The organism is Sorangium sp. So ce1036 (genome assembly GCF_051369805.1).
Lineage (GTDB): Bacteria > Myxococcota_A > Polyangia > Polyangiales > Polyangiaceae > Sorangium > Sorangium cellulosum_F.
Genome location: NZ_JBBMOX010000001.1, coordinates 6,036,024 through 6,051,816 on the forward strand (window position 1 = coordinate 6,036,024; position 15,793 = coordinate 6,051,816).

13 protein-coding genes and 3 pseudogenes are annotated in these 15,793 nt (G+C 68.5%); 7 read left to right on the forward strand and 9 right to left on the reverse strand.

The window, feature by feature from the left end; genetic code table 11:
• The first annotated feature begins 39 nt into the window (after positions 1-39).
• Positions 40-540 (forward strand): hypothetical protein, encoded by a 501-nt coding sequence (locus tag WMF31_RS22755; RefSeq protein ID WP_436603959.1) that lies wholly within the window; start codon positions 40-42, stop codon positions 538-540.
• Here the strand turns inward: WMF31_RS22755 and WMF31_RS22760 are convergent.
• On the reverse strand, positions 471-1,763 hold the full coding sequence (locus tag WMF31_RS22760; protein WP_436603960.1) for a hypothetical protein: 1,293 nt from the start codon (positions 1,761-1,763) through the stop codon (positions 471-473). The two genes, WMF31_RS22755 and WMF31_RS22760, sit on opposite strands and share 70 nt — an antisense overlap.
• A gap of 816 nt (positions 1,764-2,579) precedes the next feature.
• Between WMF31_RS22760 and WMF31_RS22765 the strand changes: the two genes are divergently transcribed.
• The gene (locus WMF31_RS22765) at positions 2,580-3,401 is read left to right on the forward strand and encodes a CAP domain-containing protein (RefSeq protein WP_436603961.1); all 822 of its coding nucleotides are present in this window, start codon (positions 2,580-2,582) and stop codon (positions 3,399-3,401) included.
• A gap of 124 nt (positions 3,402-3,525) precedes the next feature.
• Here the strand turns inward: WMF31_RS22765 and WMF31_RS22770 are convergent, their stop codons facing one another.
• The 3 genes from WMF31_RS22770 to WMF31_RS22780 form a co-directional block, all read right to left on the reverse strand.
• Entirely contained in the window at positions 3,526-4,086 is a 561-nt protein-coding gene (locus tag WMF31_RS22770) for a hypothetical protein (RefSeq protein ID WP_436603962.1), read from the reverse strand.
• 456 nt (positions 4,087-4,542) lie between these two features.
• The gene (locus tag WMF31_RS22775) at positions 4,543-5,127 is read right to left on the reverse strand and encodes a Uma2 family endonuclease (RefSeq protein ID WP_436603963.1); all 585 of its coding nucleotides are present in this window, start codon (positions 5,125-5,127) and stop codon (positions 4,543-4,545) included.
• A 374-nt stretch (positions 5,128-5,501) separates the two neighbouring features.
• A complete protein-coding gene (locus WMF31_RS22780) occupies positions 5,502-7,328 on the reverse strand; it encodes a discoidin domain-containing protein (RefSeq protein ID WP_436603964.1) in 1,827 nt (608 codons plus the stop codon).
• Between the two features lie 1,034 nt (positions 7,329-8,362).
• Between WMF31_RS22780 and WMF31_RS22785 the strand changes: the two genes are divergently transcribed.
• Positions 8,363-9,400, forward strand: a complete 1,038-nt coding sequence (locus WMF31_RS22785; RefSeq protein ID WP_436603965.1) for a lipocalin family protein — start codon at positions 8,363-8,365, stop codon at positions 9,398-9,400.
• Between the two features lie 28 nt (positions 9,401-9,428).
• The gene (locus WMF31_RS22790; RefSeq protein WP_436603966.1) at positions 9,429-9,914 is read left to right on the forward strand and encodes a DUF4405 domain-containing protein; all 486 of its coding nucleotides are present in this window, start codon (positions 9,429-9,431) and stop codon (positions 9,912-9,914) included.
• Here the strand turns inward: WMF31_RS22790 and WMF31_RS22795 are convergent.
• Together WMF31_RS22795 and WMF31_RS22800 are read right to left on the reverse strand one after the other, a co-directional pair.
• Positions 9,899-10,261, reverse strand: a complete 363-nt coding sequence (locus WMF31_RS22795) for a glycosyltransferase (protein WP_436603967.1) — start codon at positions 10,259-10,261, stop codon at positions 9,899-9,901. The genes WMF31_RS22790 and WMF31_RS22795 overlap by 16 nt on opposite strands.
• Positions 10,262-10,641: 380 nt before the next feature.
• Positions 10,642-11,265, reverse strand: a complete 624-nt coding sequence (locus WMF31_RS22800) for a glutathione S-transferase family protein (RefSeq protein ID WP_436603968.1) — start codon at positions 11,263-11,265, stop codon at positions 10,642-10,644.
• 92 nt (positions 11,266-11,357) lie between these two features.
• Here WMF31_RS22800 and WMF31_RS22805 point away from each other — a divergent pair.
• Positions 11,358-11,531 (forward strand): annotated as a pseudogene (locus tag WMF31_RS22805) (helix-turn-helix domain-containing protein); the annotation flags it as partial.
• Between the two features lie 80 nt (positions 11,532-11,611).
• On the opposite strand, the pseudogene WMF31_RS22810 reads toward WMF31_RS22805, so the two are convergent.
• Positions 11,612-11,821, reverse strand: a pseudogene (locus WMF31_RS22810) (helix-turn-helix domain-containing protein); the annotation flags it as partial.
• Positions 11,822-12,078: 257 nt separating this feature from the next.
• Here WMF31_RS22810 and WMF31_RS22815 point away from each other — a divergent pair.
• Together WMF31_RS22815 and WMF31_RS22820 are read left to right on the forward strand one after the other, a co-directional pair.
• Positions 12,079-12,189 (forward strand): annotated as a pseudogene (locus tag WMF31_RS22815) (LysR family transcriptional regulator); the annotation flags it as partial.
• Positions 12,190-12,384: 195 nt separating this feature from the next.
• Positions 12,385-14,370, forward strand: coding sequence for a RecQ family ATP-dependent DNA helicase (locus WMF31_RS22820; protein ID WP_436603969.1), 1,986 nt, complete (start codon positions 12,385-12,387; stop codon positions 14,368-14,370).
• 44 nt (positions 14,371-14,414) lie between these two features.
• Here WMF31_RS22820 and WMF31_RS22825 read toward each other — a convergent pair whose 3' ends face one another.
• On the reverse strand, positions 14,415-14,714 hold the full coding sequence (locus WMF31_RS22825) for a hypothetical protein (protein ID WP_436603970.1): 300 nt from the start codon (positions 14,712-14,714) through the stop codon (positions 14,415-14,417).
• 90 nt (positions 14,715-14,804) lie between these two features.
• Positions 14,805-15,767: a type 1 glutamine amidotransferase domain-containing protein gene (locus WMF31_RS22830; protein WP_436603971.1), complete on the reverse strand. Its 963-nt coding sequence runs from the start codon at positions 15,765-15,767 to the stop codon at positions 14,805-14,807.
• Between the last annotated feature and the right edge of the window lie 26 nt (positions 15,768-15,793).

Consider the following 15,793-nt stretch of genomic DNA (forward strand, 5'->3'; position numbering starts at 1 on the left):
ACGCGCCCCGGAGGGAGTGTGAGCTCCAGCGGTCCTGTCATGTCTGCACCACTGCCTGCGATCCCGGAAGGCGTCCCGAAGCAAGGTGACGTCATCGCCGGGAAGTATCGTGTCGAGGGCGTGCTCGGCGCCGGCGGGATGGGCATCGTCGTCTCCGCGCTCCACATCGCGCTCGGCCAGCGCGTGGCCGTGACGCTCCTGTCGCCGACGGCGCAGCAGGTGTTCCCGGACGCGGGCGCGCGCTTCCTGCGCGAGGCGCGGTCGGCCATGGCGGCAACCAGCGAGCACGTCACCCGCGGCCTCGACGTGAGGGAGCTCGACGGCGGCTCGCCGTACATCGTGATGGAGCTGCTCGCGCGCGCCGGTGTCCGGTCGCACGGCCACGGTCGGTGGGCGCGAAGACCAGCAGGGACGACGTTGCGGACGCCACGTACCCCTGATGCCTTGTACTCCTCCCGCCGCCGCTCCCGTCAGGGCATCGGGTACACGAGCGAGAGCCCGGCGACGCACATCTCGTCGAACGTGCTCCCCTCGCCGTAGGCCACGTCGATCGTCGAGATCATCTTCGCCTCCTTGAGCGCCTTGACCACGTACGGGTTCTCCGTCGAGTTATTGTACGTGCACCGGATCTGGAGCACATCACCCGGCTCGAGCGTCGGGAGCGTCTCGATGGGCGCGTCGTACGAGTACGAGCGCTGCCAGCCGAACTCCCACTTCGGCGCGTGCGCCAGGCACTCCTCCTTGGGTTGATCGGGTGAGCCGCTCGCCCGCGTGACCGTCACCTTCTCGTCGACGCCCAGGTAGTGCATGTGCAGAAATTCGCCATAGACGCGCGTGCCCGGCGGGAACGGCATCCGTTGCGATGCGGGCGAGTCCGGGGGCGGGATCGTGAGCTGCTGCGTCTCCACGTGGTTCTTGCTGTCCGCGGGGATCAGGAACTCGACGCCGCTCTTGTCGCCCGGACCCGGTAGCAGCCCGAAGCCAAGCTCGCCGACCGGATCATCGAAGTTGCCGATCAGGTGGTACAGGAAGCCGTACTTCGGCTTCTCTTTGGTGAGCCTGAGCTGGATGCGCGTCAGGTCCGGATCGGCCGTCGTGCCGGCGGGGTGGTAGTGGATCTGCATCATGAGGAGCGACCCCTTCGGGATCAGCTGACCCACGCCCTCGGGCAGATCGACCGGGTCGGCGCCGGGAGCCCAGGCCGTGAGCATCTGGAGCTCATCAATCTCCACGCCATTCGGGACCTCGCCGGCGCCACACGAAAAGCTCCCGTCGGGGCCGGCCAGGCTCGCGAACCTCCGCTCCGGATCGATAGCGAGGATCCCATGGTGAACGACCTTGTGGTTGCCGGGCACCATCTGTAGACCATTCAGGTACTGGTCCTCGGTGAGCCCGGGATCGATGACGAAGCAGCGGAACTCGTCCTGCTCACCGGAGGTGACGTAGGGCTCGCTCGGGTGAACCTCGAGGGTCATGCCCGGCAGGTCGAGGCTCTCCGGCACGAACGAGGCGGGCGCGTCCTTCGGATCCCCCCTGGGGGTGCCGGCCTCGCGCCAGGCCTCCAGCGTGCTGATCTCCTCGTCGGAGAGGCGGATGTCGCCCTTCCACGCGTGACGGGTCGAGCACTCGTCCGTGTCACGCACGGCGAAGGGCGGCATCGTGCCCGCCTTGACCGACTGGACCATGAGCGCCGCGACAGCCTTGGCGTTCTCGTACGAGGTCAAGCTGAAGGGCGCGATATTGCCGGCGGAGTGGCAGCCCATGCAGCTCCTCTGCAGGATGGGCTCGACGTCTTTGTGGAACGTCGGGCTGCTCCCGGTAGCCTGGGGCTCCGTGGGCTCGTCGCCCCCGGAGCAGCCGGTGAGCGAGGCGGCGGCTGGCAGGGCGAGGGCGAGGGTGAGGGCGGACGGCGAGACTCGGGCGACGGGACGCGAACGTCTTGAAGCAGGCATGAGACCTCCGGGCAGCCGGATCCTTCACGAACGGAGGGGCCGGGCGCTTGGCAAGGAGCCACAGTCTTGTTCGACTGCGCTTCGAATATGTGTACTATGCATATAGTCGCCCCCTCCGGAGCGTCAAGAAAATTTGTGCAAAATACACAGATCACAAAAACTACCGCGTGAGCGGGGGTTGCCTTCACGAGACGCCAACACGCCATGAGGTGAGCGTGGACATCCTGCTGCTGCGCCGCATCGCCACCACCAGGTCCCCCGCGCCGGTTCGGGCTTGACGTCTCCGAGGCGATTGGATGTCCTTTCTCCACCATGAAGACCGCTTTCCCTCGCCTTCGACTCGCCGCATCGACGGCGCTCCTCGTCGCGGTCGCCGCGGCCTGCAGCAGCGAAGATGCCGATCCTGGCGCGCCAGGTTCGTCGGGCGGCTCGCCGCCAGCCGGCGGATCAGGAGGGACGGGGGGAGCGGCCGCGAGCAGCGGCGGTGCGGGTTCAGGCTCGGGCGCCTCGAGCGCCGGAGGAGCTGGCGGCGTTTCTACGGGAGGTTCGTCAGCCGTCAGCACAGGAGCAGGGGGCGGCGGATCGGCGAGCACGGCATCGGGGGGTTCGGGAGGGGCGGAGCCCGAGATGGGCGATCGCTCGCCGGAAGGCACCTGCGCGCGCTTCAACGCCGACACCGCCGACATGAGCGAAGGCACGTGGAGCGGCTCGTTGGATCCCGAGTGCGACCCGGGAGACATCTCTGCCGACGGCCGAGCGAATGCGCTCCGGCTGTTCAACCTGTACCGCTGGCTAGCGGACTTGCCCCCGGTCGTGACCGAGCCCACCCGCGACGCTCAGGCCCAGGCCTGCGCGCTCATGATGGACGCGAACGATTCGCTCTCGCACGAGCCGCCGGAGAGCTGGAAGTGCTACTCGAAGACAGGCGCGGACGGCGCGCGAACAAGCAACATCTCGAGTGGCCCCGGCGTCGCGAGCGTCCTGGGCTATTTGATCGACCCCGGGAACGAGTCGACCCTCGGCCACCGGCGCATCATCCTTTCGAACGATCTCGGTCCGATCGGCCTCGGCTCTACCGGGAAGAACGGCGCCTCCTGCATGCAGAACATCGGAGGGACGGGGCGCGCCGGGAAGGAGTGGACGGCGTGGCCTCCGCCCGGGGTGTTCCCGATGCAGGCGTATGGCGATCGCTGGAGCTCACTCAGCGCCACCGGCTGGTCGATTCAGAGCGAGGACGTCGAGCTCGAGGACGCGGAGGTCACGATCACGAGCGGCGGAGCCCCTCTGGCCGTCGACGTGGAGCCGCTCCAGGGGGGCTACGGCTCCACGAACGCCATCCGCATCGTGCCGAACGGTTGGGACCCACAGGCCGGCCAGACCTACTCCGTGAGCGTCTCGGGAATCTCGGCGGCCATCGCCTACGACGTCGTGTTCGTCGACTGCGGGTAGAGGATTCTCGTTCCCCTTCAGCCCGGGACCGCGAGCGTCTTGGCGCGGCGCCCCGGCGGCGAGGGTCGCTACACCCGCGCCCAGGCTGGTCAGCGCGCGGCGGGGAGGTCGAGCAGCAAGAACGTCATTTCGGGACCTTGACGTCGAGCTTGCCGAGGCGCGCGAGCAGCGGGCCCCGATCCTCCATCGCCACGCCGGCGAGCCTCCGCGCAGCGGCGTCGTCGAGCTTCGGGACGGCTCGCGCTGCGAATCGTGCCTCGTCCGCGGCGAGCACCTGGAAGATCAGGTGGTAGACGCCGCTGTTCGAGACCGCGAGCACGCGCTGCGTCTCCCCGAGGCCGAGCAAACGACAGATCGCCGCGGCAAGGAATCCCGCGGCAGCACGAGCGAGCGCGCCGCCGCGGAACGAGAGCGAGACGTGGTGCTCGTGTCCGTCCTCGCCGGCCTGGGCAACGGTATACACCACGGCGATGTCGGCGGACGTGATGAACGCATTGCCCTCGGCGAACGGGTCCGCGGGCGGGCCCCCCGCGACGCGCCCGAGCGCGGTGCTCTTGGCGCGGCCGAGCCCGCGCGAGAGCTCGATCAGGTGGTCCGGCGAGAACAGCCGATCGTAACGCGGCCGCTTCATCGCGAACCGGTAGACCAGGAACACCGCGAGCCCGACGAGCAGCCATTTCAGCATCGGACCTTGCACCTCCGCGCCCATCCGCCGAGACAGCCCATCACACCCGCGGCGAGCGGCAGGGCGCGCGCCGCGACGAGCGAGAGGAACCCGCAGCGTGCGCCTCCTCTCGTCCCACGGCGAGCGGTGGGTGTCAAGATGGTTGTCCGTCGATTCGGTCACATCCTCTTGAGTGCTTGAGCCTCGTGACTGTGAGCGTTGAGGGGCACGGGGCCGATGGGCGTCCCGTTGCGAGTCTGGGCGGCTCGGCGGCCTGCCCGGGTCGCGAGGCCGTGCTCACCCGCGTAGCGAATCCATGCTCCGAAGAGCCGGATGCGGTCGTCTCGCACGTCCGGATCTGTGGGGGCCCTGATGGGGTAATCCCGAAGGGCTACCCGAGCGTTGAAATCTCTCCCCGCTCGCGAGGCAGCGCCCGGGCAGGATTTTTGACCCGAGGTGCTGGACACTGGCGCGGCGCTACGCGGCCTCGTCACCGAAGAGCGCGTCCATGTCCAGCTCGACCTCCACGAACGGCCCTGCCCTGACCCGCTCGCCACGCTCGGCGGTGAGGATGAGCAGATAGCCTTCGGGCGTCCACCGGTAGACCATCAGCGTCTGGTCCTCGGGATCGACGATCCAATAGTGCGACACACCACATCGCTGATAGACGCGCATCTTCTTCACCCGATCGCTCCGCGCGGTGGTGGGCGATAGCACCTCGCACACCCAGTCAGGCCGCACCGTGATCGGGGTCGTCTCCGGCAGCTCGGGCAGCCGCTCGCGCCGCCATCCGAGCACGTCGGAGCGATAGACCTGCGCCTCCTCGAGCAACACCTCGGTCTCGGTCACGATCCACCACCCGCCCGGGAGCCGCCCGCCCGGCCGCCGGTCGTACGGCTCGCCGATGCGGCCGCCGAGGACGCGCTGCACCCTTCCGTGCGGGCCGCTGGGCATGGCCTTGCGAACGAGCTCGCCGTCGACGATCTCGTGAAAGCGCTGCTCCTCCGGAATGGCCAGCAGATCCGCGAGCTTGGCGCGGGCCCCGATGACGGCGACCGACATCCGGCGAGCATACCGCGCGCGCCGCGGGCCTGCAGGCCGACCGCCGCCGGCGCCCGCCCGAGGCACGGGGGCGGCGCGCGGGCGCCCGGCGCGCCGGGCGCCCCGGCCACCGCGCGCGCCGCCGGGCCTCGTGCTCGCCGGTTTCGCGCCCCAGCCCGGGGCCACCGTACTGGAAAAGCACCGTTCTGCGCCGCAAGGCGCTCGGTGACCCCGCATGGCGTCTCGTGACGCGCCTCCCGGGCCAGACCAACGCCCGGACGGACACGTGTGCCCACCGCACGCCGATGCGCCCCGTAGCGCGCTCGGCGCCGCCCGGGCCACGCTCTTTCGACCCAGGGCCGAGCCATCACGAGGAGACCGGGGTTGCGGGGCGGCTAGGGCGCGCCCGCGTGCGTCAGCGTCTCCCAGCCGATGTGGTTGCCGACCCGGGTGGAAGCGCTGCCCATCGCCCTGATGCGCGTGATGAGCTCCTGGGTCTTCGGCATGCTGATCCCGCGCCGGTTGCGGAATTCGTTGTACCCGATCTCCCAGCCCATGACCGCCGAGCCGCCGCCGGCGGTCTTGGCGAAGCTGCTGCATGGCCAGTTCCGCGCCGGCATCCAGCCCGTGGGCGTCACCTCCACGCCGACCCGATTGCCCGTGTTGTCGAGGTATTGCAGCACGTAATCGGCGTTCAGCTCGAGCGCCGCCCGCAGGCGGTTCTCGTGATGCACCGGGTCGTCGCTGTAGGCGCTGCGAGCATCGCCCTGGATGCGGAGGGTCTCCGCCATGTTCGCCAGCGAGCTCACGCCCATCTGCATGTGCCCGAGGTCGCGGCAGGTCTCCTGCTCCAGGCCGGCGATGTAGCGCGTCGGCTTGCTCCAGATCCCCGCGAGCGCGCCCTTCGCGTCGTCGGTGTAGCGCGGCCGGCCCTGATAGATGGGATAGAGCGGCTGGCGGCCGTCGCTCGGCATGTAGATCATGGCCTTGGTCGAGTGCTCTACCTGGCTCACGACGTACTCGTACTTCTCGCGATCGTTCGTGAAGATCGCGATGCCGAGCGCCGTCTCGTTCATCACGGAGGTCCGGTTCGCGCCGCCCGTCCAGCCGTCTTTCACCAGGTCCCAGTAGACGGTCCTGAAGTGGTTCTCCTGCAGCGCCGTGTCCTCGGCCGTCCAGCCGCTGTACGTGTAACGCAAGATCTCCGCGGCCCGCAGGAAGTTGGTGCCTGCCCAGCCAGCGGCGAAGTGGCCGTTGGCGTAGACCTGACCGTTGTTGTCCGGGAAGCGGGGCTGATCGAACAGGATGGCGGTCATCGTGCGCGCCCAGGCGTTGAGGATGCGCCTCGCGTTCTCGGCATACTGTGCGTCGCCGCTGTAGTACCAGAGCAGCGCCTGCGTATAGGCGGCGTTCGCGTCGTTGACGATCTCGCTGCAGCCCGCTTGCTCGTAGCCCAGATCGAGGGCTTTTTGCTTCGAGCCAGGCGTGGAGCACTTCACGACCGGCACCGGGCTCGCGGCGTAGGCCCGCTTTGCGTGCCTCGAGCCCCTGGCGAGCTGGTACTCCTTGCTCCAGGGCTGCTGACCGCTGCCGATCTTCGCCTTGACGAAATCGAGCTGCTCCTTGCTGACCAGGATTCCCGGATGGACGAAGGCGCCGGCGGGGGCCGCGCTGGCGGTGATCTGGAGCTCCGTCACGCTGGCGTAGTCGTTCACGGTGTTCCCGTTGACCGTGAGGCGGACGTACCGCGCGTCGACGGCCTGGAGCTCGACCGGCTGGAGCGAGGTGTTGGGCAGGCTCTTCCCGGCGAAGAGCGGCGAGAAATTTTGGCCGTCCGTGGACGTCGAGAGCGCGTAGTCGTAGATGCGCCCATCGACCCCGCCGTTGTACCAGCCCAGAGAGATGCCGCAGATGCGCTGCGTCGCGCCCAGGTCTGCCGTCACGTGGGCGCCCTTGCCGCGGCCCGACCAGCGGGTGGCCAGGCTGCCATCGGCGACGTTCGTCGCCGGGTTCTCGGCTTGCGCGACGCTGGCGACGAGGCTCGTCGGCGTGAGACGAACCGTGCAGCCAGGCGCCGCGAGCGGCGATTGCTGCTGGTCGCCGACGTGATCGCTGTCCGTCGCGGCGCCCTCGTCGGCGCCCGTATCGGCGCCCACGACGCAGCCCGCGAGGACGGCCGTCAGGGCGACACACAGTGTGGGAACGGCAGTGCGTAAGCTCAAGGTGCTCTCCTTTCGGTGGATCATTTTTCGCCAGATTGTTTCACCCGCATCAGGGAGGGCGCGTGTGCGATGATGCCACCAAGCAAGATCGAAGTTCTCAAGGAGATGAAATACGGTATTCCCCGCCGTTGTCAAGCCTCTGCCGGGGAGCCTGTTTCAGGTCGAGAACTCGTTGCTTTGCTTGTGTTTCAATTTGCCTCCCTCCTGAAAAAGGATGTGTGTCAGTGTCATATCCGCCCACTGGATGGGCTCCAGGGGCAAGGAATGCGGGAAGCGAGAAGCCGCAAGGGGCGCAGGGGGCGCAAGGGACCAGAGGCAAGATCGTCTCTCGTCTTCCCCTTGCGCCCCTCGCGCCCTCGCGGTTTCTCCTTCCTTCCGCTGATTTCCTCGAAACTTTGTCGGCAACTTCGATGATCCGGTCGGCGAGCTTGGCTTCGTCGAGCGCGAGAGGTGAAGGCCCCAGCGCTCGAACATCTTCTCCAGCCGGTGAAGGGGCAAGTGATCCGCGTACCTGCATCGCGATCGCCATCGCCCTGGCTGCCGTGTCAAGTGGGAGCAGGCTGGAGCCCGCGCAATTTCCGCTGTCACTGGAGCGCGAGCCTCCGGCTCCGGTCGCCGGGGGCTAGGGAATCGTAGAGCCTTCGCCAGGATCGAGCGCTTCACGGGACGCGTGGGACGAGCCCTCGGGCGCCCCGTTGCCCAGCCCTCGCCGCCGCGCCGCCTCGGGCTCGTCCTCACAGCAAACCCGTGCAGCTTTGTCGGGCTGGCGCCGCGCGCGCGCAGGTCGTCATGCAACGAGCAGAGGCGCGCATCGGGTGCATCATACACATTTCTCTTGACACGCGCCATGCTCGGGATTATGTGTATAATACACTTAATGGCCGCGTGTGCGCGGGCAGCGTTCAGCAGCCGCACATCATCTGCGGAGGATCTCCATGAACAGCGCTGCTGGTACCGAGCCGCCGGGATGATCGCGGCCGCCATCTCGGTGTTTTTGTGAGCGAGGTCGTCTGTCTCTGTTCTTGGGAGGTGCCATGAAGACAAATGAAATCAGCAATACACTTCCATTTGCAGGTGCGCCGGAGGGGGCCAGGCCGGCGGTCGATGTCGACATGGATCTGGCTCATAAGCCAGCTCATACGATGAATTCATGGTTTGCGGTCGGGCACCTGGAGTCTCGTGGAGCGAGGTTCAGCTATCTCGTTCACCTGTTGGCGATTGGCATCAAGGGATTCACCGTTGCCCTGGACAGCGCGGCCAGCGTGACCTGCGAGGACACGGGCGTCTACCGCGTCCAATCCAATCTATACACGATGATTCGCTCAAAGGTCGCCCGGAGCCGCTTCGAGGTAAGGGCGCCAAGCGCCTTCATGGGCGGCACGCTTGACAACCTCACCATCAAAGCAGATGTAGAAGATGCTCGAATCGACTTGAGCATGAAGGCTCATGGGCATCCCCTCTTCAATAGAGGGACGGGTCGGTTCGACATGTTGGGGATGGATGTATTTCAGTACTCGATCCCCGCTCTTGGTACGACGGGGAGTATCAGGATTGACGGAACGGACCATCCTGTATCAGGCGTAAGCTGGTTCGATCGTCAGTGGCAAGATCAGCCGCTGGGTCCGCCGCGCGGGAGGTGGACGTGGATGGATCTCAACCTCAGCAATGGCTGGTTCGTGAGCCTTTGGGATGTGGTCGACGAAGATGGACGAACCGACTCATGGGTTACTGTCGTAGATGGCCGTGGCCGGCACATCGTGACCGATTTGGTCCCTCTCGCCGAGAGCTCGTTCGACTTTTGGCAGAGCCCGACGAGCGGATGCAGATTCCCCACGAGGTGGCTTGTCAGGGTTCCAGCGCTCGGCCTTGAGCTAGAAGTGACCGCAAAGCCGAAATGGCAAGAAATCGTAGGGGTGCTTCACGCGCGCTACGAAGGAGCCTGTCACATTCGCGGCATGGTAGGCAGGGAGTCCGTGAGCGGACGCTGCTATGTGGAGATGGTTGGAGACTGGAAATCGAAACGCGCCGAGCGAGTGAGTCTCGTTATGTCGCGGCTCGCGCGTCTTGGCTGACGCGGCTCATCGCAAGGCAAGGTTCAATATGAAAATGAACAGGAATTGGGTAACCCCTTTTCTCGCGCTGATCTTCGTCGCTGTCGGGTCCTCGGGCGTGTTGATGTTCTTTCACCTGGCAGACGGCTTTACGGAGGTGTTGCATGAAGTGCTGGGGTTAACCTTCGTGCTATTTGCATTTCTCCATGTGGCGATCAACTGGAGAAGCATGAGGAACTATTTCGGAAAGACGAATTTCGCCATTGCGGCTGTCGCTGTGGCCGTATCGTCCGCTGGGCTCATTGTCATCGAAAGAGCTCAGCTTCCGGTGGATTTGATTGTCCTGGAGAGGGTGGCAAGGGCCCCGATCTCCGACGCGTTCAGGGTCCTTGAGATTGATCGCGGGAGAGCGGCTGCGGTGTTGAGCGAAAAGGGAATCGAGCTCGACGGCGCCGAGACGATTGAAGATATCTGGGTGAAAAACAACTCTTCTCCGGAGGAGGTTGTGGAGACGCTTGTTTACGAAGCTCGATGAAGGGGTGGCTGGTGGTCCCTGGCGCCCCTGGACCGCCGAACAGGTTGAAAATTCTTCAATTCCGACAGGTTACGCTGCCTGCTGAAGGTCTCGTGCGTCGAGGGGACGAGGACCGGCGAGGAGCGCGCGAGCAGGTCGGGCACGTCGCCGGGGCGCACGTTGCCGAAGAAATGGACGCGATCGGCCACGCCGAGCGCGCGCGCCGCGCGCTCGACCGCGGCGCGGTAGCCGGGATCCGTCTCCGCGCCGGCCAGGGCGAGCCGGTGGCCGGGGGAGCGCCGCGCGCGAAGGCGGCGACGGCGAGCCCCTGGCCCTTCGGCGCCGCAAGGCGCCCGGTGACGCCGCATAGCGTCTCGCGACGCGCCTCCCGGGCCAGACCAACGCCCGGACCGACACGTGTGCCCACGGCACGCCGATGCGCCCCGTAGCGCGCTCGGCGCCGCCCGGACCACGCTCTCTCGACCCAGGACCGAGCCACCTCGACGCTCGCGGCCCCACCCTTTCGCTCTGCCGCGCTACACTTCCTCGCGCTGCGATCCGGCTTCTTTTACCTACGCGCCTACCGTCCCGAGTCGGAGCGGGTCAGCCATCATTTCGAGGCGATCCTCCCCGGACAGTTCGACGCGATGATTCACATCGACGAGATCCACGCCATCGAGCCGCTCGATCGCCCCGCAGCCTGGCACGGAGGGGAGGCCCCGGAGACCTTCCCCTCGGCGCTGTGACTTCAGGACCAGGACGCCTCGAACGTTGGGCGAGCGCGGCAGCGTTCGAGCCAGGCGGTCACCGACGGGTGAGCCTTGGTGGTGACGCCGCAATACTCGGCGTAGGTCACGACGGACGCCACGGTGAGGTCGGCCAGGGAAAAAGCTCCGCCGAGGAGGTAGTCCCCTCGCCTCCGAAGCCACCCATCGAGGACCCCGAGCAATGTTTGCAGCTCGCGCTGCGCGTACTCGGCGAGGTTCGGATTGCGACAGTCTGCGGGTAGCCGGTCCATCGTGGCGTGATTCCAGACGGAGAAGAGGGCCCCGTAGCTGACGTAGGCCCACGTCGTCCAGGACAGCGCCGTCAAACGCTCTGGGGCGTCTTGCGTAGGCCACGAACCCTGCTCCGAGCCGAATTGGTCCCCGAGCCACTGCAGGATCGCCAAGGCCTCGAACATCGGCGCGCCGTCCACCACCAGGGTCGGCACCTTCCCGTTGGGATTGAGGGCGAGGAGCTCGGGGCTGCGTTGCCGGCCGCTGGCGAGGTCGAACCGTACCCGCTCGTGGGGCACTTCGAGCTCGGCCAGGGCCCAGGCCACCGGCGTGGCGCTGGAGAGGGGCGCTTCGTAGAACACGATCTTCTTCATGGCTCCGTCCTTCTCTGAAGACATTTCTCTTACGGAGACCTCTAGCGCCGGTCGCGGACAGGTTCGGTCCTCGACCAAGATGGGCGCCGCAAATGCTTCAGACGTCCGCGCGACGGCTCCGCCTGCTCACGCTGCTCCAGACGCGCCGCTTCTGGTCCGGGAGGGAGCTCGGGGAGCGCATGGATGTGACCGAGCGCACGGCGCGTCGCGACGTGGAGAAGCTGCGCACCCTCGAATACCCCATCGAGCGCAGTGGGGGATGGCAAACGCGCGGGCACGGGGGGCCGCGCGCGCTCGCGGCGATGGACTCGGCGTAGGGCAGCGTGGCGAGCGCGAGCTCGGTCGGCACCAGGCCGTTCGGCGCGCGGGTGAAGAGCACGACGCCGAGCTGCGACTCGCGCTGCTCGATCTGGCGGCGCACGGTGGGCTGCGCGACGTCGAGGGCGCGGGCGGCGGCGGAGAGGCTACCGGTGCGCATGACGGCGAGGAAGGCACCGTAGAGGTCCCACGAGGGCTCGGCTGGGCTCATCAAAAGATGATGTGCGGATGGACGCATTTGTACAATGTTCACGAGCACCCGCAGCGACCATGCTCTCCACGTCGCCGGCCCCCGCGCCGGTACGCACGACGAGGAGAGCGACCGTGACCACCGCCGCGACGCTCCCTGCGCTCGACCTTGCTCCCCCTCCCCGTCGCCCCGCGCCGCAGCCCGCCTGCGAGGTCCCGGCGGGCGGGGCCAAGGGCATGCCGCGCGCGCTCCTGCGCCTCGAGGGCGCGCTCGTGCTCGGAGCAGCGCTGCTCGCCCACGCGCACCTGGTGATTCGGGTCAATCCTGACCCGGATGAAGGCCTCGTCGGACGCATCTTGCTGCGCGATCGGCGGGTGGTCGTCGCGAGCCCATGCCTCGCTCGATCGGCGGACAATCTGAAGGAAGCCTTTCCCATGGGAAAGCCTGACGAGCTGGCGGCCTGTATCGGGACATGAGGCGGCTATCACCGCCGACTTCTACGCTACGGATCGAGCGCCCGCCTCTTTCTCCGTCCCATCCCTGCCCCCCCGGTGCCTCCGGGGGTGTCCACGGAAGCGGGGCAGGCCCCCTCGGCGTGAAGGAGGTGTAAGATGCGCCCCTTGGACCAGCCCACGCTCCCCCGCCCGGATCTGCTCGACGTGCTCGAGGCGCGGTTCGGGTTCCGCGATCTCCGCCCAGGCCAGCGCGCGGTCATGGACGCCCTGCTCTCGGGCCACAGCGCGCTCGCGGTCTTCCCGACAGGCGGCGGCAAATCGCTCTGTTACCAGCTCCCCGCGCTGCTCCTCGACGGGGTGACGATCGTCATCTCTCCGCTGATCGCGCTGATGAAGGATCAGATCGATTTCCTCACGGCGCGCGGCATCGCCGCGGTCCGGCTCGACTCGTCGCTGTCACCCGACGACGCGGCGGAGGCGCACAGGGACCTGCGTTCGGGCAAGACGAAGCTGCTCTATGTCGCCCCCGAGCGGTTCGTGAGCGAGCGCTTCATGGCGCTGCTGAAAGAGCTCAAGATCGCCCTGTTCGCGGTGGACGAGGCCCACTGCATCTCGGAATGGGGACACAACTTCCGCCCCGACTACCTGAGGCTCGCGGACACCGCCCGGGCGCTCGGCGTGCCGCGCGTGCTCGCGCTGACGGCCACCGCGACGCCCGGGGTCGTGCGCGACGTCTGCGCCACGTTCGGCATCCGCGAGGAGCACGCGGTCGTCACCGGCTTCTACCGGCCGAACCTCGAGATCCGCGCGACCGCGGTGAGCGCGCCCGCGCGCGACCGGATCCTGATCGAGCGCCTGAGATCCCGGCCGCCCGGCTCCACCATCGTCTACGTCACGCTCCAGAAGACCGCCGAGCACGTGGCCGAGAAGCTCGCTTCGGCGGGGCTGCCGGCGCGCGCGTACCACGCCGGGATGGAGGCGGCAGAGCGCGCGCGTGTGCAGGACGAATGGATGCAGAGCGACCGCGGCGTCGTGGTCGCCACCATTGCGTTCGGTATGGGGATCGACAAGGCCGATGTGCGTTATGTCGACCATTACAATCTCCCGAAGAGCCTCGAGAGTTATAGCCAGGAGATCGGCCGCGCGGGCAGGGATCAGGCGCCCTCGGCGGTCGAGGTCTTCGTGTGCGGCGACGATCTGCCGGTCCTCGAGAACTTCGCCTATGGCGACACGCCGACCGCGGAGGCGCTCCACGGGGTGGTCGGCGCCGTGCTCGACGCGCCCCGGGTGGAGCTCGGCCTGCACGCGCTGTCGGCGCGCCACGACGTCCGGCCGCTCGTGCTCCGCACCGCGCTGACCTACCTCGAGCTGATGGGCGCGGTCCGGCAGCTCACGCCGTTCTACGCCGGCTACGAGGTGCGGCTCCACCGCAAGCTCGAGGAGGTCGTCGCGACGGTGAAGGGCGAGCCGGCGCGGTTCCTCGAAGCGCTCTTCGGCCATGCGAAGAGGGGGCGAGTCCTGTACGCGATCGATCCGGCCGCCGCCGCCGCGGCGCTGGACCAGCCGCGCGAGCGGGTGGTGCGCGCGCTCGAGTACCTCGAGCGGCAGGGGCTCGCGGAGCTCAAGGCGTCGGACCTGCGGCACCGCTTCGTGCGCGTCGCGCCGCCGGACGACGCGCCCGCCCTCGTCGGCGAGCTCCTCGCGCGGTTCGCGAGGCGCGAGGACGCGGAGATCGCGCGCGTGCGGCAGGTGATCGAGCTGCTCACCGCGGAGCGCTGTCACGCCGCCGCGCTCGCCGAGTACTTCGGCGAGCGCCTCGACGCCGCGTGCGGGCGTTGCACCTTCTGCCGCACCCGGCGCGCACTGAGGCTGCCGGAGCCGCCGCGCGCGCCGCCGATGCCGGCGGGGCTCGACGTCGCCGCGTTCACGGCGCTGCGCGCGGCGCACGGGGGCGCCCTGGGTCACCCTCGCCAGGCGGCGCGCTTCCTCTGCGGCCTCTCGAGCCCGGCGACCACCCAGGCCAAGCTCGCGCGCGATCCGCTCTTCGGCGCCCTCGTCGCTCGCCGGTTCTCCGAGGTGCTCGACTGGTGCGCCGGGCTCCCCCTCCTCGCCGGCGCTGCCCGCGGCGTCACGCCTGCTTGATCCGATTGGTTGCCGGAGGGGGTGAGCAGGGCGCGGGCGAGGCGTCATGTGCGGCGGGCGGTCGGGACCTCGTAGGCGAACGAGCCGCGCGCATCGAGGTGGTAGGCGGAGACGTCACGGTCGATCCGCCGCCCGCCGGCGCTCGTGAACATGCGCCGGGGAAAGACGCGTACGCAGGCCTGCGCGGCGCCGGGGAGCAGCTCGAAGCGGCCGGCGCTGAAGCCATGGAGGCGGGTCACGCCGCGGCCGTCGTGCTCCTCGAGGCCGAAGAGGGAGGCGCCCTGCAGGGCGTGACGCGCGTGGCCGCCGCCGTGGGCGGTCGAGGTGGCGGTGCCCTCGTGCATGTGGCGGAAGGATCGAGATCGCTGGGGCGCCTCAGGTCGTGGTTGCCGGGCACGGTGAAGCGAGTGTACACCTCGCGGCCGTCTTGCCCGTCACGGTCGCCCGCCGGTCGCGCAGCGAGCGCCGCGCCGGTAGTCGGCGAGCGCCTCGAGGTACAGCGCGCTGAACCGGCCCGTGGAGAAGGGGTTCTGGCTGGTCACGAGGTTGCAATCGCGCAGCGCGTGGGCGTTCCCGGGGAAAGCGGCCTCGTGCTCGTAACCGTGGTCCTCGAGCTGCTCGCCGATGTCCCGGACCTGGGCCTCGGCCCCCATCACGAAGGTCTCGATGTAGCGCTCCTCGAACGACGAGACCGACGTCACCGTCCGGCGGCTGAGCGGGTTCGGTTGCCGCATGCGGGTCAACACCGCCGGCGCGTGACAGATCAGGCCCACGGGCTGGTCCTTGACGGCGAAGTGAGCGAGCAGCGCGTGCAGGTCCGCGTTGTCGAGCAGGTCGACCATCACGCCCTGTCCGCCCGGAACGACGATGCCGTCGAACGCGTCGGCCGCGGCGCGCGCCTGCTTCAGGCTGAGCGGGGCGCGGAGCTGCGGGGCGCGCTCCACGAACCCCCGAGCCTCCGCGCGCTGCGCCTCGTCTTCCCAGTACTTCTCGTCGAGGCTCTCCGGGTCGATCGCCGGGGCGGCCCCCCCTTCGGTCGCGAACACGACCTCGTGCCCCGCGCCGGTGAGGGCCAGGTACGGCTCGTAGAGCTCGCCGAGGAAGGTGCCGGTCGCGCGCTTCGAGCCGTCGCCGAGCGTCTGCTCTCGCGCCGCGCTGAGCACGAGCAGGATCTTCCCCCTGGGCTTCTCCGCCGCCGGGCCCGCGGGAAACACGGGGTGGAGCCTCGGCGGCGCCGCGCCGCATGCGGCCAGCGCCGCGCCGGCGAGCAGGGCGGCGAGCCCCGCCAGCGCCGCCGCCTTCCGGGCCGCGCCCCGCGGCCGGTCGCGGCCCGGAAGGTCGCGCGTGGGTTCCGTCGCTCGCTGCTCGCCGCCTCGCGTCGTTCGTTTCGTCGTCATGCCGGCGATCATGACCACCGGGGGCG